The 18,352-nt window shown below is 50.1% G+C and carries 22 protein-coding genes and 1 pseudogene; 17 read left to right on the top strand and 6 right to left on the bottom strand.

Annotated elements, in window-relative coordinates:
• The first annotated feature begins 143 nt into the window (after nt 1–143).
• Entirely contained in the window at nt 144–1,163 is a 1,020-nt protein-coding gene (locus ACXAGC_RS02795) for a LacI family DNA-binding transcriptional regulator (RefSeq protein ID WP_474842202.1), read from the top strand.
• A gap of 42 nt (nt 1,164–1,205) precedes the next feature.
• Nucleotides 1,206–2,507, top strand: coding sequence for an MFS transporter (locus ACXAGC_RS02790; RefSeq protein ID WP_474842200.1), 1,302 nt, complete (start codon nt 1,206–1,208; stop codon nt 2,505–2,507).
• A 24-nt stretch (nt 2,508–2,531) separates the two neighbouring features.
• Here the strand turns inward: ACXAGC_RS02790 and ACXAGC_RS02785 are convergent, their stop codons facing one another.
• Together ACXAGC_RS02785 and ACXAGC_RS02780 are read right to left on the bottom strand one after the other, a co-directional pair.
• Nucleotides 2,532–2,999, bottom strand: a complete 468-nt coding sequence (locus ACXAGC_RS02785; protein WP_474842198.1) for a LysR substrate-binding domain-containing protein — start codon at nt 2,997–2,999, stop codon at nt 2,532–2,534.
• 15 nt (nt 3,000–3,014) lie between these two features.
• Nucleotides 3,015–3,182, bottom strand: a pseudogene (locus tag ACXAGC_RS02780) (helix-turn-helix domain-containing protein); the annotation flags it as partial.
• A 15-nt stretch (nt 3,183–3,197) separates the two neighbouring features.
• On the opposite strand from ACXAGC_RS02780, the gene ACXAGC_RS02775 reads away from it, so the two are divergent.
• The 5 genes from ACXAGC_RS02775 to lexA all read left to right on the top strand — a co-directional run bounded on the left by ACXAGC_RS02775 (nt 3,198) and on the right by lexA (nt 6,008).
• Complete coding sequence (locus ACXAGC_RS02775; RefSeq protein ID WP_474842406.1) at nt 3,198–3,674, top strand: aldehyde dehydrogenase family protein; 477 nt, start codon at nt 3,198–3,200, stop codon at nt 3,672–3,674.
• Nucleotides 3,601–4,080, top strand: coding sequence for an aldehyde dehydrogenase family protein (locus ACXAGC_RS02770; protein ID WP_474842196.1), 480 nt, complete (start codon nt 3,601–3,603; stop codon nt 4,078–4,080). Before ACXAGC_RS02775 ends, ACXAGC_RS02770 begins: the two co-directional genes overlap by 74 nt.
• A 61-nt stretch (nt 4,081–4,141) precedes the next feature.
• Nucleotides 4,142–4,405, top strand: a complete 264-nt coding sequence (locus ACXAGC_RS02765) for an aldehyde dehydrogenase family protein (protein ID WP_474842194.1) — start codon at nt 4,142–4,144, stop codon at nt 4,403–4,405.
• 41 nt (nt 4,406–4,446) lie between these two features.
• Complete coding sequence (locus ACXAGC_RS02760; RefSeq protein WP_474842192.1) at nt 4,447–5,124, top strand: type 1 glutamine amidotransferase domain-containing protein; 678 nt, start codon at nt 4,447–4,449, stop codon at nt 5,122–5,124.
• A gap of 257 nt (nt 5,125–5,381) precedes the next feature.
• Nucleotides 5,382–6,008, top strand: a complete 627-nt coding sequence (lexA, locus tag ACXAGC_RS02755; RefSeq protein WP_119503154.1) for a transcriptional repressor LexA — start codon at nt 5,382–5,384, stop codon at nt 6,006–6,008.
• A gap of 101 nt (nt 6,009–6,109) precedes the next feature.
• On the opposite strand, the gene ACXAGC_RS02750 is transcribed toward lexA, so the two are convergent.
• Together ACXAGC_RS02750 and ACXAGC_RS02745 are read right to left on the bottom strand one after the other, a co-directional pair.
• The gene (locus ACXAGC_RS02750) at nt 6,110–7,249 is read right to left on the bottom strand and encodes a serine hydrolase domain-containing protein (protein ID WP_474842189.1); all 1,140 of its coding nucleotides are present in this window, start codon (nt 7,247–7,249) and stop codon (nt 6,110–6,112) included.
• A gap of 109 nt (nt 7,250–7,358) precedes the next feature.
• Nucleotides 7,359–7,931, bottom strand: coding sequence for a YceI family protein (locus ACXAGC_RS02745; protein WP_119503152.1), 573 nt, complete (start codon nt 7,929–7,931; stop codon nt 7,359–7,361).
• A 407-nt stretch (nt 7,932–8,338) separates the two neighbouring features.
• Between ACXAGC_RS02745 and coxB the strand changes: the two genes are divergently transcribed.
• Genes coxB through ACXAGC_RS02725 form a run of 4 tightly spaced genes read left to right on the top strand, consistent with a single transcriptional unit; the run spans nt 8,339 to nt 12,556 of the window.
• Nucleotides 8,339–9,424, top strand: coding sequence for a cytochrome c oxidase subunit II (gene coxB, locus ACXAGC_RS02740; protein WP_474842404.1), 1,086 nt, complete (start codon nt 8,339–8,341; stop codon nt 9,422–9,424).
• A 9-nt stretch (nt 9,425–9,433) separates the two neighbouring features.
• The gene (ctaD, locus tag ACXAGC_RS02735) at nt 9,434–11,056 is read left to right on the top strand and encodes a cytochrome c oxidase subunit I (protein WP_119503151.1); all 1,623 of its coding nucleotides are present in this window, start codon (nt 9,434–9,436) and stop codon (nt 11,054–11,056) included.
• Nucleotides 11,057–11,065: 9 nt separating this feature from the next.
• Nucleotides 11,066–11,656: a cytochrome c oxidase assembly protein gene (locus ACXAGC_RS02730; protein WP_119503150.1), complete on the top strand. Its 591-nt coding sequence runs from the start codon at nt 11,066–11,068 to the stop codon at nt 11,654–11,656.
• A 21-nt stretch (nt 11,657–11,677) separates the two neighbouring features.
• A complete protein-coding gene (locus ACXAGC_RS02725; RefSeq protein ID WP_474842186.1) occupies nt 11,678–12,556 on the top strand; it encodes a cytochrome c oxidase subunit 3 in 879 nt (292 codons plus the stop codon).
• Between the two features lie 21 nt (nt 12,557–12,577).
• On the opposite strand, the gene ACXAGC_RS02720 is transcribed toward ACXAGC_RS02725, so the two are convergent.
• The gene (locus ACXAGC_RS02720) at nt 12,578–12,787 is read right to left on the bottom strand and encodes a DUF2909 domain-containing protein (protein WP_303572462.1); all 210 of its coding nucleotides are present in this window, start codon (nt 12,785–12,787) and stop codon (nt 12,578–12,580) included.
• 30 nt (nt 12,788–12,817) lie between these two features.
• Between ACXAGC_RS02720 and ACXAGC_RS02715 the strand changes: the two genes are divergently transcribed.
• From ACXAGC_RS02715 to ACXAGC_RS02690, 6 genes are read left to right on the top strand one after another with little or no spacing between them, the layout of a single operon-like run.
• Complete coding sequence (locus tag ACXAGC_RS02715; protein ID WP_474842183.1) at nt 12,818–13,528, top strand: SURF1 family protein; 711 nt, start codon at nt 12,818–12,820, stop codon at nt 13,526–13,528.
• Nucleotides 13,529–13,533: 5 nt separating this feature from the next.
• Nucleotides 13,534–14,091, top strand: coding sequence for a hypothetical protein (locus ACXAGC_RS02710; protein WP_474842181.1), 558 nt, complete (start codon nt 13,534–13,536; stop codon nt 14,089–14,091).
• Between the two features lie 14 nt (nt 14,092–14,105).
• Entirely contained in the window at nt 14,106–15,107 is a 1,002-nt protein-coding gene (locus ACXAGC_RS02705; RefSeq protein ID WP_474842179.1) for a COX15/CtaA family protein, read from the top strand.
• Complete coding sequence (gene cyoE, locus ACXAGC_RS02700; RefSeq protein WP_349590776.1) at nt 15,100–16,017, top strand: heme o synthase; 918 nt, start codon at nt 15,100–15,102, stop codon at nt 16,015–16,017. The genes ACXAGC_RS02705 and cyoE overlap by 8 nt, the downstream gene beginning before the upstream one ends.
• Nucleotides 16,014–16,661, top strand: a complete 648-nt coding sequence (locus ACXAGC_RS02695; protein ID WP_474842176.1) for an SCO family protein — start codon at nt 16,014–16,016, stop codon at nt 16,659–16,661. The genes cyoE and ACXAGC_RS02695 overlap by 4 nt, the downstream gene beginning before the upstream one ends.
• 5 nt (nt 16,662–16,666) lie before the next feature.
• Complete coding sequence (locus tag ACXAGC_RS02690; protein ID WP_474842174.1) at nt 16,667–17,269, top strand: GNAT family N-acetyltransferase; 603 nt, start codon at nt 16,667–16,669, stop codon at nt 17,267–17,269.
• Here ACXAGC_RS02690 and ACXAGC_RS02685 read toward each other — a convergent pair.
• Nucleotides 17,266–18,351, bottom strand: a complete 1,086-nt coding sequence (locus tag ACXAGC_RS02685; RefSeq protein WP_474842172.1) for a polysaccharide deacetylase family protein — start codon at nt 18,349–18,351, stop codon at nt 17,266–17,268. The genes ACXAGC_RS02690 and ACXAGC_RS02685 overlap by 4 nt on opposite strands.
• Nucleotide 18,352: the final 1 nt, after the last annotated feature.

Genomic DNA, 18,352 nt, shown 5'->3' with positions numbered 1-18,352 from the left:
ACATATTCTGAATGGTTATAAATCTATTTTTATAAAATATATGCTATCGTTGTCTATTTGCGAAACTTTTTACAACTTGATGGATTCTCTGTCAGGTGTCTTCTGTGGCACAATGTGTTCATAAATAAACGAAGCTCGCCATAATGAAAACGGATAAGAATCTCACGGTACATGATGTCGCCCGGGTTGCCGGTGTATCAATTAAAACGGTATCGCGTGTATTAAATAATGACCCGACAGTCAGAGATAAAAATAAAGAAAAGGTGCTCAGTGCAGTGGCCGTTACCGGCTACCGGCCGGACCTCAATGCCAGGCGCCTGCGCACCAAACAGTCTTATCTTATTTGTCTCTTATATATGGACTATGCCTCGAACTCCTATTCGGCGAGACTGACATCCGGTGCTATCGAAGTGTGTGACGAAGCTGGCTACGATTTACTGGTGCGGCCGGTAAAAGACAGAACCTCGCTGGCGGAACAGGTTAAGGCACTGGCGGAACGTTCAAACCCTGACGGTTACATTCTTACGCCACCACTGTGTGATGATCAGGGAGTATTGTCAGTCATCGAAGCTGAACAAAAACCGGCGGTTAAAATTCTGCCTATGTCACTGGACGCCAACAGCTGCGTCTCCTGTGACATTGTGGCCGGCGTGAAAGAGGCGGTGAGTCATTTACTTACGCTGGGGCACCGCCGTGTTGCGATCATTAATTTTAACAATGTACACGGTGGCTTACTGCGTTATCAGGGCTATGAAGAAGCGCACCGCGATTTTGATATTCCTGTTGATACATCGCTGGTTTTTCAGGGCCCTATGTCGTCAGATGAAGAATATGAAAAGATTATCCGTCATCTGCTGTCCGGGGACGATCGCCCCACCGCATTTTTTACCTTCAATGATTATCTTGCCACTCTGGTTTACAAAGTGGCCAGCCAGCTGAAATTGCGGATCCCTTATGATGTATCGGTGATAGGTTTTGACGACGACCCTTCCAGTAAGAATCTGTGGCCACCACTCAGCACTGTGCACCAGCCGGTGGGCAATCTGGGACGCGCAGCGGCCGGCAAGCTGATCCAACAGCTTGTGTTGCATCGTCCCTATGAAGAGAAAGAAGATCTGACTTGTAAATACGTGCAGCGAAGCTCCTGCGGGCCGCTGCTCTGATATGAATATGCCGGTTGCTATCCCGCCCTCCGGAAGCTGCTCATGCTGACATCTTTCCAGAGACAGGCCTATGCATCCGGTGCTTTTACTAAAAGTACACTCTGGAACTTTACTGATTTACTGCTGCTTTATTATTTTGCCGATATACAGGGACTGGGGGCAGCGGCAGCGGGCCTGATCCTGATGGTGTCTCTGCTTGTATCCGGCGTGCTGGATATCTCGCTGTCTCTGCTTCTCGACAGATATAATTTGCACTACCAGAAAGTCATCGCCTCAGGTGCGCCGCTGACAGTACTGTCGTTCGCTATTTTGTTTTATCCCCTGCCGGCCGGTGCGGACTACCTGTTTACTTTTTATCTTGTGGTGACCATCCTCTTTCGCATTGGTTATGCACTGGTAGACATACCTCACAACGCGATGATGGGGTCACTGACCAGAGACAGCCATGAGCGGACACGTCTGTCTTCATCCCGCATTTTTTATAATTCCTGTGCAATCCTGCTCTTCGCCGCATTTGCCGGCGATACACTTGCCATGCTGGAGTCACAGGATAACGGGATGCGGACTATCTTGCTTATCACGGCAAGCGTGTTCATGCTGGTGAATATTTATTTATGTATTTTGCCGGTCTGGCGGGAAGGTAATCTGACAGCGGTCAAACACCCGCCTCCGCTCAGTAAAGCATTCCGTGCACTCCTGCGAAATAAGGCATTCATGGTACTGGCGGTATATTCATTACTGCCGTGTATCTTTATTCCGGTGTTCTACAAATCCGGCGTTTACTTCGCAAGCATGCTTTTTCACGACGAGAAGCTGACGACATGGTTCATTATGAGTCTGGCGGCAGGAAAGCTGGTGGCGCTACCCTGGTTTAACCACCTCTCACAGCGCATGGAAAAGCATCATGCCATGATCCTTGCGCTAGCCGGGCTGGCTGTGACTTTCCTTAGCTTTCTTCTGCTGACCCCGGCCACGATGACCGGTGCATGTGTTTATTTCGCTGTTTGTGGTTTTTTCTCAGGCGGACTGCTGGTGCTGGTGTGGTCAGCATTACCAGACACCATTGAGTACGGTGCGAGGGATCAGGGGATACCTAATCAGGCGCTTACCTTTGGCGCATTTCATCTGGTGATGCGGATAAGCGACGGGCTGTCTTTTGCTGTGATTGCCGGTGCGCTGGAATATGCGGCGCAGAGTGCAAACGCTGATATTGAGTCTGTGCTGTTTGTCGAAATCATTTCGCTGGTAGCCAGCGCAGGCTGTCTGCTCGGGGCTGTGGTGCTCTGGTTTTATCCTCTCACCCGGGCGGTGCATAACGCGTTAGCTACTGAAAAAGATAAGTAATGGCGCCGGGGGTAAACGGCGACATTACGACCATAATTGAGTGAGTAAGGTCTGTCTTGCGTGAGCAACGCGGACTTGACGTAAAGCACTGGGTAACCAAATTAGGTAGTAGTGAATTTCATGTGTACCAACTGGCGAAGGGATCTCCATGAGTTCGCTTTGAGCAATTTGCTGCTGACATAAGAACTCGGGCATAACAGACCAACCAAAGTCTTGTGCTGACAATATGCGCTTTACGGTACTTGGAGCGGCCACTGGGAGTAATTTACTGGTATAAATCAGCTCGCTTTTTAAACGATCATCTAAGGCTGGGTGGGCTGAGATTCCCAGATCACAGTGCCCCTCAAGTAACATGTCCGACACCATACTGCCGTTACCGGTGTGCATACGAATTTTCACCCCCGACTCCAATAACGGTAGCATCGGTACACTGAGTATCTCAGCTATAAAATCCGCATGTCCGACTATCTGCAAGACACCAGAGATGTCCATTGATCGAGCTCTTGCTTAAGCCAAAGCCGCCTCAGCTACTTCCAGCTTATCACCAATGTCCATGGCTAATTCATCCGCTGTGGAGGTAGGCTCGACGCCACTAGAAGAACGCTCAAATAAAGGTCGCCCAATGGCCACCTCTAGTCCTGCAATGTGTTGTGATACAGCAGGTTGCGTCAAGTTAAGTGACCGCGCTGTATAAAATTAATCCGTGATAACCATAAAGCCATTGCTTCTGCCATGAGCGAAGATTTTGGACACCGTAGCTTATATCAGTCTTACGTGGCCGATATGGTAACAACCAGTAATATGTTGCAACACGCCATCGATAATCTCGATACCTGGATGGAGGCAGAACAAACCGCCTCACCTGATCCTGAAATGCACACTGAAATACAGTTTCAACCGTTAGGGATTGTTGGTGTCATTAGTCCCTGGAATTTTCCAATCAATTTAGCATTTGGACCGTTAGCTGGTGTATTTTCAGCGGGTAATAGCGCCATGTTAAAACCTTCTGAACTGACGCCTGAGACTTCAGAATTATTGGCTGAGTTAGTGGCCCGTTACTTCGGCCCTGAAGAGCTAACCGTAGTACTAGGGGATGCGTGCTGCTGCAGAGAACCTTGTGCCAGTGACTCTGGAACTGGGTGGAAAGTCGCCTGTTATGGTGGCTAAAGGTGCTGACCTGAGCAAAGCAGTTGAGCGCACATTAACGATTAAATCCTTTAATGCAGGTCAAATTTGCCTGTCACCAGATTACGTTTTGCTGCCTGCAGAGCAAACTCAAGCGTTCAAAGCTCAAGCGCGAGAATTTATGGGACAAACCTTCCCAAGCATTCAAGAAAATACCGATTACACCGCAATCATTAACGAACACCATTACCAGCGCTTAGTCGATCTATTAGAAGATGCACGTCAAAAAGGCGCAGAGATCATCAATCTTGCGCCGCAAAATGAACCGGCTTATGACGCCTCAAGCCGTAAAATCGCTCCGCAACTAGTGATTGGGACAACCGACGATATGGCAATCATACAGGAAGAAATATTTGGTCCATTATTGCCCATTCGTCTGTATCAATAAGAGGACGAGGCAATTGATTACATCAATCAACACCCTCGCCCTTTAGCCGCCTATTACTTCAATGAGGACAGCACAGCAAGTATTTGCACAACAAACGACTTCCGGAGCGCTGGTCATCAACGACGTCATGACCCATGTATCTATTGATGAGCTGCCTTTTGGTGGTGTGGGCGCGTCAGGTATGGGGGCTTACCATGGTATTCATGGCTTCCGCCAGTTCTCTCATGCCAGGGCGGTGGTAGTACAAAGCGAAGCGGGTGTATCAAATCTTCGATTGCGAGCACCGTATGCAGACAAACAAGCAGCCGTAGACGCTTTTTTTTAATCATTGATTCATCCATATTGTTAAAAGATAGAGAGGTTTATATGAAAATCTTAATGGTACTTACATCGCATAATGAGCTGGGTAACACCGGTGAAAAAACAGGCTTTTGGTTGGAGGAGTTTGCAGCGCCTTACTACACCTTTACAGATGCTGGTGCTGAGCTGGTGTTGGCTTCACCTCTGGGGGGACAACCACCTCTGGATCCGAAAAGTGATTTGCCTGATTTTCAAACCCCTGCGACTGAGCGATTTAAGCAAGACCAACAGGCGCAGCAAGTACTGGCGAACACTGTCAAACTTGAAAACGTGTCACACACAGATTTTGATGCGGTGTTTTATCCGGGCGGCCATGGCCCCCTGTGGGATCTTGCTGAGTCAGAACAGTCTGTTTCACTGATCGAAGCGTTTGAGCGGGCAGGCAAGCCAATCAGTTTTGTGTGTCATGCCCCTGGGGTCCTGCGTCATGTAAAAACTGATAACGGCGAGCCGCTTATCAAAGGTCGTAAAGTTACTGGCTTTACTAACGGAGAAGAAGCGGGGGTGGAGTTGACTGATGTGGTGCCATTCTTGATAGAAGATGAATTCATTCGTCTTGGCGGTTACTATGAAAAAGGTGCGGACTGGGAGCCTCACGTAGTTGAAGATGGCCGATTGATTACAGGCCAAAATCCAGCCAGCTCCGAAGCTGTCGCGCAAGCCTTGATTAAACAACTTGCATAATTTCCCTCAAATTTAGCCGGTGGCGTTCTGATTAGGAGGCCCCTGGCTAAAATTTCTTGATAAGAAGATACCTTTTTATTCCCAAGGAGAACTAAAACAGCGTATTACAATGTACAACTAATGCATATCGTTGCAATGAAAACCAGGCGCTGTTAACTGCGCCCCCTGAATAAGCGTAATAATTTCGCCGGCAGCCCTTGTCAAACCAGCGCAACTGTATATACTCACAGGAACTGTATAGAAAAACAGGGCTGTTTATGCGTCCACTTACTCCAAGACAAACGGAAGTTCTCGAACTGATCAAAACCACCATGCTGGAAACCGGCATGCCGCCCACCCGTGCGGAAATTGCGAAGCAATTAGGGTTTAAATCAGCTAATGCAGCAGAAGAGCATTTAAAGGCGCTGGCCCGTAAAGGTGTAATCGAAATTCTGGCGGGTACCTCACGGGGTATAAAGCTGAATATTCCGCTGGAAGCAGAAAACGATGAAGACGCAGGCTTACCGTTAATCGGCCGTGTTGCGGCAGGTGAACCTATTCTGGCGCAGGAACATGTGGAAATGCATTACAAGGTCGACCCTGATCTGTTCCACCCCCGTGCGGATTTCCTGTTACGTGTAAACGGTATGAGTATGAAAGATATCGGTATTCTGGATGGTGATCTACTTGCCGTTCACCGAACTACTGACGTGCACAATGGGCAGGTAGTTGTTGCCAGGGTTGATGAGGATGTCACGGTAAAACGTCTGGAAAAACGCGGCCGCGAAGTTTGGCTGCATGCAGAAAATGAAGAATTCGATACCATAAAGGTGGATCTTGCTGCTGAACCATTCAACATTGAAGGTCTGGCTGTAGGTGTAATCCGCAATGCTGACTGGATGTAAGTCCTTTCGCTAAGCGCGGTGCAATAACTATTGTGTGCGCTGGCCACAGCGCTAAAAATTGGAAGGGCGATGATATAAACCATCATCGCCCTTTTTCTTTACTATTGGCTGGTATGTGCAAAGTGCAGTGTCTTGAGCGCCAGCAGAAAAACATCAGCATTGTCTTCACCACTGACATTTTTTACTACAGTAACCGCTGTTTTATGTTCACGGCAAAGAATGGTCATTGTAATGCCGCCCATACTGCCACCTGAGTGCATCACTGCATCAGGAATATCGTCCATCAAAGCCAGCGCGCTCACGTTATCTTTATACGCTTTACGTTTTTTGTAATCGCCAAAACCGGTTTTCCAGCCTATGCCGAAGCCCACGGTTTCACCATTGTTAAGCCTGGCAGGAGTAAACATGGCGCGGGTAGTCTCTGGTTTCAGGTAATCGCTTGCCACATGGGCTACAGCAAACCGGACAATATCTGACGGCGTAGAAATAAAACCGCCGCCGGCCCATTTATAGCTGTGATCCGTTTGTGGCGCATTAATCAGCTCACCTTCGTGTACGGTGTAAGGTCTCGCCCGGTGATCGATGATGGTGTACTGGTCGTCAAATACCGTGTTGTCCAGTTTCAGCGGCGCGAACACTTCTTCGTTTATGATGGCGCGGAAATCCCGGGACGCGTCAGCCCCTTCCATTGCGGCACTGACCAGTGTCCAGGCAAACGTTGAATAACGGTGATCTGTGCCGGGTGCAAACAGCAGTGGATCATCTTTAAACATCGCCAGTGCACTGTCGATATCCGGATAACTTTCATTCAGAAGGAATTCATTGGCACCTTCTTTGTAGTGCCTGATGCCTGCTGTATGTGAGGTAAGCTGGCGCAGAGTAATGACCGGTTTATCAGCAGGCCATGCGCTGACGTATTCAGTTACCGGTTTATCCAGATCAATGTTGCCCGCTTCCGCAAGACGCATTAATCCGGCCGTAGCGATGAGTTTAGAGACACTGCCGATACGCACCTTGTGATCTGTCGTCATCGGTACATGGTTTTCCACGTCGGCAAAACCGTAGCCTTTAGCCATCAGCATGCCCTTATCGTTGCCCAGTGCCATGGTTATACCCGGCACTGTGTCATGACTTACCGCTTCTTCAAACAGAGCGTTAATAGCGCCGGAAGGAAGAGCTTTGGCAAAAACAGAGGGTGTTAAAAATAACAGAAAAGAGGAGAAAACAGCGCGGCGCAACATAGAAGCAATCCCTGACAATAAAAACAATCAGACTACCGCAGTTAACAGGCCGCTACCAATAAAAAAGCCCGCTCGCGCGGGCCGGGCATCTGGACGGTGATGCGAAAACTTATTTAGCTTGTGCTTCTGTGGTGATGTGCAGCGTGACTTCGTCACTCACATTCGGTACATACATATCAATCCCGAAGTCAGAACGCTTGATGGTGGTCATTGCATCAAAACCTATCGCTTCTTTCTGTGTCATCGGGTGTACACCTGAACCATTCAGAGTGACATCCATAGTGACGGACTTAGTCACACCTTTGATCGTCAGATCGCCGGTCACTTCCATCGTCTTATCACCTGTCATTTCAACATCTGTACTGGTGAAGGTGGCAGAAGGAAACTTCGCTGCATTGAACCAGTCAGCACCGACAAATTCTTCATTCAGCTTTTTAACAAATGAATCAATGGTATCAATTTTCACCGACACATCGATTTTGCTGTCTTCCGGCGCGTCTTTGTCAAACACGATGGTGCCTTCAGCGCCGTTGATGGCGGCTGTCGGGTTAGAGAATCCGAAGTGATTCCATGAAGCGATAACGCTGGTGTGAGTAGGATCAATCTGATAGCTCACAGGCGCCGCGAATGCGCCTGCACTGATTAAACCTGAAACTAATACTGCCGGGATAAATTTATTCATTACACATTCCTTTCATAACGTTGATGTCACAAGTGTGAGGACGATTTACTTACCTATAATACGGCGTTCCTTAAATACGGATGTGTCGAAGATCTGAACGAAACATTCGAAATATCAGAATGAAGTGCTTTGACCCTGTTTCTGAGGCCACCCCGGCCATTTATTTTTTCAGAAAGACTAGACACAAGATGAAATCTGTTTAATTCTTATACCGTTGTTAACGAAAAAATAACAAAAAGAGATAAAAATTAACAGGCGGATAGCCTGATACGACAGGGTCCTGTGAGCAGGGTATTACACAAGATCCTCCATCACGGAGGTGTTGAGTGAAGAAACTCGTATGTAACGCAATGATGGTTTGGGGGTTAGCGATGTCTGTTATTCCGGCGTCGCTGCAAGCAGAAACCATGGCAACATCAGACCGGGCAGGTGAAATCAACCTGAGACAAGGTGTCACAGACATCAGTGGACAGGTGTACGACCTGCATATGCTGATGTTCTCAATTTGTGTGGCCATCGCTGTGGTGGTGTTCGGTGTGATGTTTTACTCCATGTTCAAGCACCGTAAATCCCGGGGCGCCAAACCGGCGCACTTCCACGAAAACGTGAAAGTAGAAATCGCCTGGACAGTCATTCCTTTCCTGATCCTGATATTTATGGCCGTCCCGGCAGCACAAACCCTCATCGCGATGGAAGATGCCAGTGAACCTGAAATGACGGTTCTTGTCACCGGTTCCCAGTGGAAATGGCATTACAAGTACATGGACAGCGATGTGTCCTTTTACTCCATCATGGCCACACAGCGTGAGCAGATTGAGAACAAATTCGAAAAAGGGGAAAACTACCTGCTTGAGGTAGATCGTCCTCTGGTCATTCCTACCGGACAAAAAGTCCGCTTCCTGATCACCTCTGACGACGTTATCCATTCCTGGTGGGTGCCAGATTTCGCAGTAAAGAAAGATGCTAATCCGGGCTTCATCAATGAGGCGTGGACCAAAGTGAATGAGCCCGGTATCTACCGTGGACAGTGCGCTGAACTGTGCGGGAAGGATCATGGTTTCATGCCGGTAGTGGTGATTGCGAAGAGCCCGGATGAATATAAAAACTGGATGACAGAGCAGGAAGCCATTGTGAAACAGGCGAAAGAAGAAGAGCAGCGCCTGCTGGCCATGAGCATGAGCAAAGAAGAGCTGATGAGTACCGGCGAGAAAGTGTACAACGCGACATGCGCAGCCTGCCATATGCCTAACGGTCAGGGGTTGCCGGGCGTTTTCCCTGCACTTAAAGGCAGTCAGATGGTATTGGAGGATCAGAAAGCGCACATCGATATTGTGCTTAACGGTAAAGCAGGCACGGCCATGCAGGCGTTTGGCAAGATGCTGTCCCTGAAAGATATCGCTGCGGTGATTACCTACGAGCGTAATGCCTGGGGAAATAACACCGGCGATGTGATCCAGCCTAAAGACGTTAATGCAGTAGCAACCGGTAAATAGGAGCGTGCGATGAGTAAAGCAACTGAAACTATGACGCCGGAGCACACTGCGGCACATGATGAACATCACGATGATCACCACGGACACGGCGCTCCGGCAGGCCTGATGCGTTGGGTGCTGACAACTAACCACAAAGATATCGGTACGTTATATCTGTGGTTCGCCTTCATCATGTTTCTTACTGGCGGCGCGATGGCGATGGTGATCCGCGCCGAACTGTTCCAGCCCGGTTTACAAATCGTAGACCCGAATTTCTTTAATCAGATGACCACAGTGCACGGCCTGATCATGGTATTCGGTGCTGTCATGCCGGCGTTTACCGGTCTGGCTAACTGGCTGATCCCCATGATGATTGGCGCACCGGATATGGCATTGCCCAGAATGAACAACTGGAGCTTCTGGATCCTGCCGTTTGCATTTTCCATGTTGTTAGGTTCACTGTTCATGGAAGGCGGTGGCCCGGCTTTCGGCTGGACCTTCTATGCGCCGCTGTCGACGACATACAGCAGCGACAGTACCGCGCTGTTTGTGTTCTCAGTCCATATTATGGGGATTTCCTCCATCATGGGCGCAATCAACGTAATCGTGACTATCTTTAATATGCGTGCGCCGGGTATGACGTGGATGAAAATGCCACTGTTCGTCTGGACCTGGCTTATTACTGCATTCCTGCTGATTGCTGTAATGCCTGTACTGGCTGGTGCAGTGACCATGGTGCTTACCGATAAATTCTTCGGGACGAGTTTCTTTGATGCTGCCGGCGGCGGTGATCCGGTGATGTTCCAGCATATTTTCTGGTTCTTCGGGCACCCTGAAGTCTACATCATGATCTTGCCTGCTTTTGGCATTATCTCGCAGATTGTGCCGACCTTCGCCCGCAAGCGCCTGTTCGGCTATGCCTCCATGGTGTACGCCACTGCCTCCATCGCCCTGCTCTCATTCATTGTCTGGGCTCACCATATGTTTACCACAGGTATGCCGGTGTTCGCTGAAATGTTCTTTATGTTCGCCACCATGCTGATCTCCGTACCCACCGGCGTGAAAGTGTTTAACTGGGTGGCCACCATGTGGCGGGGTTCCATGACCTTTGAAATCCCCATGTTATTTGCTCTGGCCTTCATTGTGCTGTTCACCATCGGTGGCCTGTCCGGATTGATGCTGGCAATCACCCCTGTGGATTTTCAGTACCACGATACTTACTTTGTCGTGGCCCATTTCCATTATGTTCTGGTGACCGGAGCGGTGTTTTCCATTATGGCTGCGGTGTATTACTGGCTGCCCAAGTGGACCGGTAAAATGTTTGATATCACGCTGGCTAAGTGGCATTTCTGGTGCTCACTGATTTCCGTGAATGTGCTGTTCTTCCCTATGCATTTTGTGGGACTGGCGGGTATGCCGCGGCGGATCCCTGATTACTCGCTGCAATTTGCTGATTACAACCAGTGGATCAGTATTGGCGGGTTTGCTTTCGGGTTATCCCAGCTGATTTTCCTGGTACTGCTCATTAAAGCCTGCAAAAAGCAGGGCGAACCGGTTACGTCACAAGTGTGGGAAGGTGCAGAAGGTCTGGAGTGGGAAATTCCCTCTCCTGCTCCTTACCACACGTTTGAAACGCCTCCGGTTGTGAAGTGAGTTATCAAAATGGACAACCGCGCAGCCGGTAACCGCACCCTTACCCTGCGACTGCTTGTGGTCGTAGCGGGAATGTTTGGCTTCGGTTTCGCTCTGGTGCCTTTGTATGACGTGTTCTGTGATATCACCGGTATCAACGGAAAAACGGCTAACCGGGCCGCAGTGTGGCAGGGCAAAGATATCGATACCAGCCGCACAGTGACCGTAGAATTTATTACCCGCACAAACAGCGGTATGCCCTGGGAATTTCGTGCAGAAACACAGCGTGTGAAGGTGCACCCCGGGGAAGTGAATACCGTGGCGTTTTACGTCAGAAACCCGGCTGCCAGTAACATCATTGCTCAGGCAATTCCCTCTGTCAGTCCGGGACAGGCGGCCCTTTATCTGAATAAAACAGAGTGCTTTTGCTTTAACCAGCAGCCCTTACAGGCTGGTCAGGAAGCGTGGATGCCTATGTCGTTCTACGTGGATGCCGGGCTGCCGGAGGATATTACCTATTTTACCTTGCAGTACACACTGTACGACGTGACCGCCAGGGCCGGCGATCTGAGCGGCAGTGACAACCCTTATTTACGACAGCCTGTAAGCGGCAGCCGCTGACAGGCCGGAAGGAGAGTAGCCATGCAACAAGAATATCAACGGTATTATGTGCCTGCACAAAGTCCCTGGCCCATTGTCGGGGCGGTAGCCTTATTTCTGATTGCGGTGGGAGCCGGCAACACCGTCATTGAAAGTACCAAAGGGGAAGGCGGCTACGGGCCGCATGTTCTGGCGGCGGGCATCGTCACGCTGTTGGTGATGTTGTTTGGCTGGTTTAAAAATCAGATTGATGAATCCATGGGCGGGTTATACAGCGATCAGCTTGGCCGCTCTTACCGTCAGGGGATGAGCTGGTTTATCTTCTCTGAGGTGATGTTTTTTGCCGCCTTTTTCGGGGCACTGTTTTACGCGCGCATGATTTCGGTGCCCTGGCTCGGAGGCGCCTCGAACAATGCGATGACCAATGACGTGTTGTGGCCGGCATTTGAAGCCATGTGGCCCCTTGTTACCACGCCCGGGGGCACGACTACTCAGGAAATGAGTGCTGCCGGATTGCCTACCATTAACACCATTATTCTGCTGATTTCGTCCGTTACCCTGCACTTTGCTCACGTGGGCCTTGAGCAGAACAAACGTAAACAGCTGACCGTGATGCTGAGCGTAACCATATTACTGGGACTGGGCTTTCTGACACTGCAAGTCGAAGAATATATCCATGCATATCAGGAGCTGGGTCTGACACTGCAGTCCGGCGTGTACGGCAACACCTTTTTCATGCTCACCGGCTTCCACGGAATGCATGTGACGCTGGGTACCATCATTCTGATTGTTTTGTTTTTAAGGGTGCTGAAAGGGCACTTTACACCCAAAAGCCACTTCGCGTTTCAGGCCGGCAGCTGGTACTGGCATTTTGTCGATGTGGTTTGGGTAATGCTGTATCTGTTTGTGTATGTGCTTTAAGTGACAGCGCACCGGCCCGCCTCAGTAAGGGGCGGGATTCGGACTGATAAGTCCGGTAGCCAGTGCCACAAGGATCAGGGTAACAATGATGACAGAAGTTAAAACACGGCGGCCGATGTATTTGCTCATAGGTTCGCCGTCCGGGTCATCTTTCATCATTACCCGCATGGCGAGAAACAAGTTAGCGATCATGTAAATCACTAAGCATACAAGGACGATTTTTATAATCATTTTTTTCTCCGTCAATAAGGGGAGCCAATTATGAATCAGGCAAACCGGTTCCGTTCCTTACCTCTCGCTGTTGTGGTACTGACAGCGGTTATCTGCATGATTTCTCTGGGCTTCTGGCAACTCGACCGGATGCACCAGAAAGAACAGCGTCTGGCTAGCATAGCGCAAAAAAGCAGCGAAGGGTCAATCTCTCTCAGTCAGCTGGATCCTGTGCGGGAAGATATCCGTGATTATCAGGTGGGATTTAACGGCCGCGCAGATACAACTCAGATCCTGTTTCTGGATAACAGGGTGGAAAACGGGCGCGTGGGGTATGACGTTATCGTGCCTGTACATAGCAGTGAAGGCACGGTGCTGGTGAATTTTGGATGGGTGGAGGCGCCGTTAAGCCGGAATGAACTGCCCGGAGTGGATGTAGAAAGCAAGTTCCAGCACTTTCATGGCCGTATAACTATGCCGGGACACAATCCGGTGGTGCGCGAAACGCTGTCGTCTGATGCTACGTTTCCCGTGGTGGTGCAGGCGCTGGATATCCCCTTTATCCGCCGCCTGACCGGACAGCCTCTGCAACCCTTTGTGGTTGAGTTAACTGCACCGGAAAAAAGTGCGTTTGTCCGCAACTGGCAGCCCGTTGTCATGCCGCCGCAGAAGCACCTGGGTTATGCCATTCAATGGTTCGGGCTGGCCATCGCTGCGGCTGCAGTCAGTTACTTTTCAATGAATTCGAATAAAAAAGGATGATCAGTATGGCAGGAAAAAACAGCAAGTTGACTATGTTAGGCGTTGCCGCCGTATTTGTACTTCCGGTTATGCTGGCAAAGCTGGCCCTGGACAATCAGTGGTTTACCAATGCAGCCACTAACAAAGGAGAGCTGCTGCAGCCTGTGAGGGATCTGACCCCGGTGTTTGCCGCTGAAAAGCCTAAATGGCGCATTGTGTACTCTGTGCCGGAGCAATGCGATGCCGCCTGCCAGAATGCGATATACAGTATTCATCAGGTGTGGATTGCCCTTGGCCGGGAGACTGACCGGGTGGAGGCAACGGTATTGCTTACCGGTAACAGTGATGCCGCCATTGCTGAGAAGTTGCATTCAGAACAAAACCTGCATGTTGTAAAGGTGGCAGACAGTCGTCAGCAGGCAGCACTTAATGTCAGTGATGCAGGGTCTATTTTGCTCGTCGACACCCTGAATAATGCCATGCTTCGTTACCCCACCTTTACCGACAAGCAAATGGCAATACAGCATAGCCGGGACATTCTGGCTGACGTGAAAAAACTGCTGAAACTGTCACGTATCGGATAATCCGGGAGGCAAGCATGAGAAAGTTAGTCCTGTTTAGTCTGATCCTCGCGGTGGTTGTTATTATTCTCGGGGCCTACACGCGGCTCACCGATGCCGGGCTGGGCTGTCCTGACTGGCCGGGATGCTACGGGTTGCTCACCGTTCCGTTACAAGACCATCATGTTGAGGCGGCGAATGCCGCTTTCCCCGAACGTCCGGTAGAAGCGGCCAAAGCCTGGAATGAAATGATTCACCGTTACTTTGCCGGTGCACTGGGTTTATGTATTTTTACTATCGCTGCCATCGCTGTGAAGCAGCGTCACAGCGGCCGTACCGTACGCCTGCCACTGTTACTTGTTGCACTGGTTATCTTTCAGGCTGCCCTGGGCATGTGGACGGTGACGCTGAATTTACTGCCGGTTGTGGTTATGGGGCATCTGCTCGGCGGCTTCACCATACTGGCGTGCCTGTTTTTACTGCATCTCAAATTACGGGAGAGTAAACGAAAGCCCCGGCGTATTAACAGCATCACCAAATTTGCACTGTTTGGCATGGCTATTCTGCTGATGCAGATTGGCCTGGGGGGATGGACATCAGCAAACTATGCCGCACTTGCCTGTACTGACTTTCCGGTGTGTGAAGATGGCTGGGCCTCCAGGCTCGACTTTTCCGGTGCATTCAGTGTGCCTTATGCCGAAACCTACGAATATGGCGCCCACGGATACGGTGAACGCATGACAATGCATATTGTGCACAGAGCCGGCGCGGTCATTACGTTTTTATATTTACTCTGGCTCGGCTTCAGGCTGTACAGCCGGGAGGTGGCTGCGCCGGTGAAAAGTGCCGCGCTGCTGCTCATCGGGGTGCTGATGATTCAGGTAACACTGGGCGTAAGCAACGTCGTGCTGAGTCTGCCCGTCATTGTGGCCGTTGCTCACAACATCGTCGCTGCCTGTTTATTACTGGTAATGGTATGGATCACTTATCAGGTGTCCCGTTATCAGGGTGATCCGCAACAGGGAGGAGCACATGGCTAAATCTGTTTCTGTTCATCAGCGCCGCTTAGCGACATCTCAGCCGGTCAGCTGGCGTGACTATTATGAGTTAACCAAGCCTAAGGTGGTTATGCTGCTGTTGCTCACAGCCCTGGTCGGTATGTGCCTGGCCACCGAGTCGCTGGTGCCGGCAAATGCACTTATTGCCGGTATGGCGGGGATTGGTATGCTGGCTTCTTCAGCAGCAGTGATTAATCATGTGGTTGATCACCGCATCGACGGTATGATGGCCCGGACTGTTAACCGGCCGGTCGTGAAGGGTAAGGTGAGTGTATCTCAGGCGCTGTTTTTTGCCGCTGTACTGGGGCTCGCCGGATTCGCATTACTGTGGTTTTTCGTGAATGCCCTTACCGCCATGCTAACACTGGCCAGTCTGGTCGGGTATGCGGTTATCTACACCATGTTCCTCAAGCGGGCGACGCCTCAGAATATTGTTATCGGCGGACTGGCAGGTGCAGCACCGCCGCTGCTGGGCTGGACAGCGGTTACCGGCGAGATTCACGCCCATGCTTTGCTGCTGGTATTAATTGTTTTTACCTGGACCCCCCCTCACTTCTGGGCGCTGGCGATACACAGGCAAAAGGACTACGCACGGGCAAACGTGCCTATGCTGCCGGTTACCCACGGGGAATCGTTCACCAAAACCTCGGTGCTGGCTTACACCGTGCTGCTGGTTCTGGTGTGTTTGCTGCCCTACCTTACCGGTATGTCTCACCTAATTTATCTGGCGGGATCGCTGGTATTGAATGCAGGGTTCTGTTTGTGGGCATGCAGGTTAAAGTTTGCGGCTAAGCCCGACACGGCAATGAAAACATTCCGCTATTCTATTTACCATCTCATGTTATTGTTTGTGGTGCTCTTAATTGACCACTACTTACCCGTAACACTATGACTCAAAGAACCTTAACCGGCATCATCGCTGTGGTAGCGTTGATCGCCGGCATTGCAGGTGCCCTTTATATCGCTCCGCCTTCCGGTGAAAGCCGGGCACCGGAGTACTTTCAGGCTTATCCTCAGCCCAAACCACTGGACGATTTTTCTCTTACAGATGCTGACGGACAGCCTTTTACCAGGGAAAATCTGACCGGCGCCTGGACATTAGTATTTTTAGGCTACACTTATTGTCCGGATGTGTGCCCCACAACGATGGCGTCTTTAAATAAAATATGGCCTGAACTTTCGTATATAAAACCCGGGGCTAATACTCAAGTACTATTTTTGTCTGTGGATCCCAAAAGGGATACTTTTCAAAGGCTTAAAAGTTATATAAGTTTTTTTAATAAAGACTTCATCGCTGCAACCGGTCCGCACGCCGAAATATTCCCCCTTGTCAGGAACATGGGATTGATGTACTCATTAACTGAGGACACTGATAAAGCTGACTATCTGGTCGATCATAGCGCGTCGGTGGTTCTCATCAGCCCCGAAGCGGAAGTGCTCGGAAGGTTCAAACCAATAATGGAGCCCGGGAAGTTAGCGATCATAGACAGCGAGCAAATTCTTGCAGATATGCCTAAGGTGGTTATCACCCGGTAGTATTCATGACAGTAGTAGTACGTCAGGCAACCGCAAGGGATGCGACTTATGCGGTGCCGTTGTTACTGGATGCGGGAGAGCATTTACTTACGAAAATATATGGGGACGGCGACCGTGATACGGCGTTTGCTTTCCTGTCAGCGGCCTGGCTTCGCGGCACGGGACAATATGGTTTTGCCAATCACTGGCTGGCGTGTATAGAAGACGAAATTGTCGGCATTATTTCATGCTGGCATGACAGCCTTCCGCAGCACTTTGATCGGGATACATTGACATCGATTACCGATTTCTTTGGTCTTGATGAGGCTATTGATGTGGTGATGCGAAGTCAAACTTACACCATCGCGCTTAACCCGCCTATGGTGCTGGAAATGTCTATCGGACATCTGGCTGTAGCAGCCGGAGCCAGACGAAGTGGTGTTGCCACCATCCTCGTCAGGTACATGGAAAGCATGGCACGTGAACTGGGCAAATTATCTCTCGTCCTGGACGTAGAGGAACACAACACCAGAGCCATCGATTTCTATAAATCCATGGGCTTCAAATCAAGGCAGGGGATCCCGCCTTTCATTCAATTCACTAAAGGTATTGCGCCGGTTATCACTTAATCCGGATAGGTGCCGTCTTCGCCGGAAATAAAGAACGGTTGCGAAAACCAATAGTAGCGACCGTTTTGCGAATTCGACGGTGCGGTACAGTTAATACGTGAACGGCCAACCGGCAGCACGGTATTCAGCGTGTATGACAAGGTTTTGCCGTTGATGTTAACCGGCAGTGATTCACCCTGGTAGTAACAGGCGGCGCGGGTCAAGCCCACATCGTCGCTGTTAGTGGTGAACGACAGTGTTTCATCGATGACTCTGGCAGTGCGCTCAGGGTTATCGATATCGTTGTGTGTCACCGGCATACCCAAACTTGCAATTTTCACTTTCAAAGGCGCCATATTGGCAAAACGGCCAGCCGCGGGAAAGCGTGGTAATGCGGTAAAATCACTGTAACTGCTGATGCCGCCGGAATGCTGTCCGAATCCGGTGTATCCCTCTTTTGCCAGTTTATCAGCCAGTGTTTTATTGTATTCACCGAAGGGATACGCCAGGTATTTCAGTGACTCACCGGTTTGTGCCGTGAGTTTCTTCTCCGCTTCTTCTACATTTTGCCATACCCGTTCTAACCAGGCCTCTTTGGACTCATCCTGCTGACGGTCCAGCATGTGCAAATGGTCCAGTGTATGGTTGGCAAAATCCACACCGTCTTTGTGCATGGCTTTTACATCATCCCAGCTTAACTGGTTTTTCAAGCGGCCAATTTCATCAGGATTGATAAATACGGTGTAGGGAAGTTTCAATGACTGCATCACAGAGTGACCGTTTTCAAGAATATTCCGGTAGCCGTCATCAAAGGTGACCGCAACGGCATTTTCCGGCAATGTCTGCTTGTTTTTCAGCGCTTCTGTAATGTCCTGAAGGGGCATGACTTTGTAATTTTCCGCCAGCCAGGTCATGTGGGTTTTAAATTGTTCAGGTGTAACACTGGTGCTTGCCGGCGTGTCTTCAGATACGTGGTGGTAAAGTAAAACCACTGCACTGTCCTGCCCGGCAGCGGCCGCAGATTGTGCCATCACTAACAGCGTCACAACGCTGGCAAACACACCTTTTCCCCACTTCATTGCGCGGTTTCTGATAAGCTGCATG

The organism is Alteromonas sp. AWJ4_197 (genome assembly GCF_056160285.1).
This window is presented reverse-complemented; position numbering and strand designations above follow the sequence as displayed.

Bases quoted from the DNA above. Each gene is read 5' to 3' on its own strand.
- ACXAGC_RS02795 (WP_474842202.1), top strand. From the start codon at position 144: ATGAAAACGGATAAGAATCTCACGGTACATGATGTCGCCCGGGTTGCC.
- ACXAGC_RS02790 (WP_474842200.1), top strand. From the start codon at position 1,206: ATGCTGACATCTTTCCAGAGACAGGCCTATGCATCCGGTGCTTTTACT.
- ACXAGC_RS02785 (WP_474842198.1), bottom strand. From the start codon at position 2,999: ATGGACATCTCTGGTGTCTTGCAGATAGTCGGACATGCGGATTTTATA.
- ACXAGC_RS02770 (WP_474842196.1), top strand. From the start codon at position 3,601: ATGCGTGCTGCTGCAGAGAACCTTGTGCCAGTGACTCTGGAACTGGGT.
- ACXAGC_RS02765 (WP_474842194.1), top strand. From the start codon at position 4,142: ATGAGGACAGCACAGCAAGTATTTGCACAACAAACGACTTCCGGAGCG.
- ACXAGC_RS02760 (WP_474842192.1), top strand. From the start codon at position 4,447: ATGAAAATCTTAATGGTACTTACATCGCATAATGAGCTGGGTAACACC.
- lexA (WP_119503154.1), top strand. From the start codon at position 5,382: ATGCGTCCACTTACTCCAAGACAAACGGAAGTTCTCGAACTGATCAAA.
- ACXAGC_RS02750 (WP_474842189.1), bottom strand. From the start codon at position 7,249: ATGTTGCGCCGCGCTGTTTTCTCCTCTTTTCTGTTATTTTTAACACCC.
- ACXAGC_RS02745 (WP_119503152.1), bottom strand. From the start codon at position 7,931: ATGAATAAATTTATCCCGGCAGTATTAGTTTCAGGTTTAATCAGTGCA.
- coxB (WP_474842404.1), top strand. From the start codon at position 8,339: ATGGCAACATCAGACCGGGCAGGTGAAATCAACCTGAGACAAGGTGTC.
- ctaD (WP_119503151.1), top strand. From the start codon at position 9,434: ATGAGTAAAGCAACTGAAACTATGACGCCGGAGCACACTGCGGCACAT.
- ACXAGC_RS02730 (WP_119503150.1), top strand. From the start codon at position 11,066: ATGGACAACCGCGCAGCCGGTAACCGCACCCTTACCCTGCGACTGCTT.
- ACXAGC_RS02725 (WP_474842186.1), top strand. From the start codon at position 11,678: ATGCAACAAGAATATCAACGGTATTATGTGCCTGCACAAAGTCCCTGG.
- ACXAGC_RS02720 (WP_303572462.1), bottom strand. From the start codon at position 12,787: ATGATTATAAAAATCGTCCTTGTATGCTTAGTGATTTACATGATCGCT.
- ACXAGC_RS02715 (WP_474842183.1), top strand. From the start codon at position 12,818: ATGAATCAGGCAAACCGGTTCCGTTCCTTACCTCTCGCTGTTGTGGTA.
- ACXAGC_RS02710 (WP_474842181.1), top strand. From the start codon at position 13,534: ATGGCAGGAAAAAACAGCAAGTTGACTATGTTAGGCGTTGCCGCCGTA.
- ACXAGC_RS02705 (WP_474842179.1), top strand. From the start codon at position 14,106: ATGAGAAAGTTAGTCCTGTTTAGTCTGATCCTCGCGGTGGTTGTTATT.
- cyoE (WP_349590776.1), top strand. From the start codon at position 15,100: ATGGCTAAATCTGTTTCTGTTCATCAGCGCCGCTTAGCGACATCTCAG.
- ACXAGC_RS02695 (WP_474842176.1), top strand. From the start codon at position 16,014: ATGACTCAAAGAACCTTAACCGGCATCATCGCTGTGGTAGCGTTGATC.
- ACXAGC_RS02690 (WP_474842174.1), top strand. From the start codon at position 16,667: ATGACAGTAGTAGTACGTCAGGCAACCGCAAGGGATGCGACTTATGCG.
- ACXAGC_RS02685 (WP_474842172.1), bottom strand. From the start codon at position 18,351: ATGCAGCTTATCAGAAACCGCGCAATGAAGTGGGGAAAAGGTGTGTTT.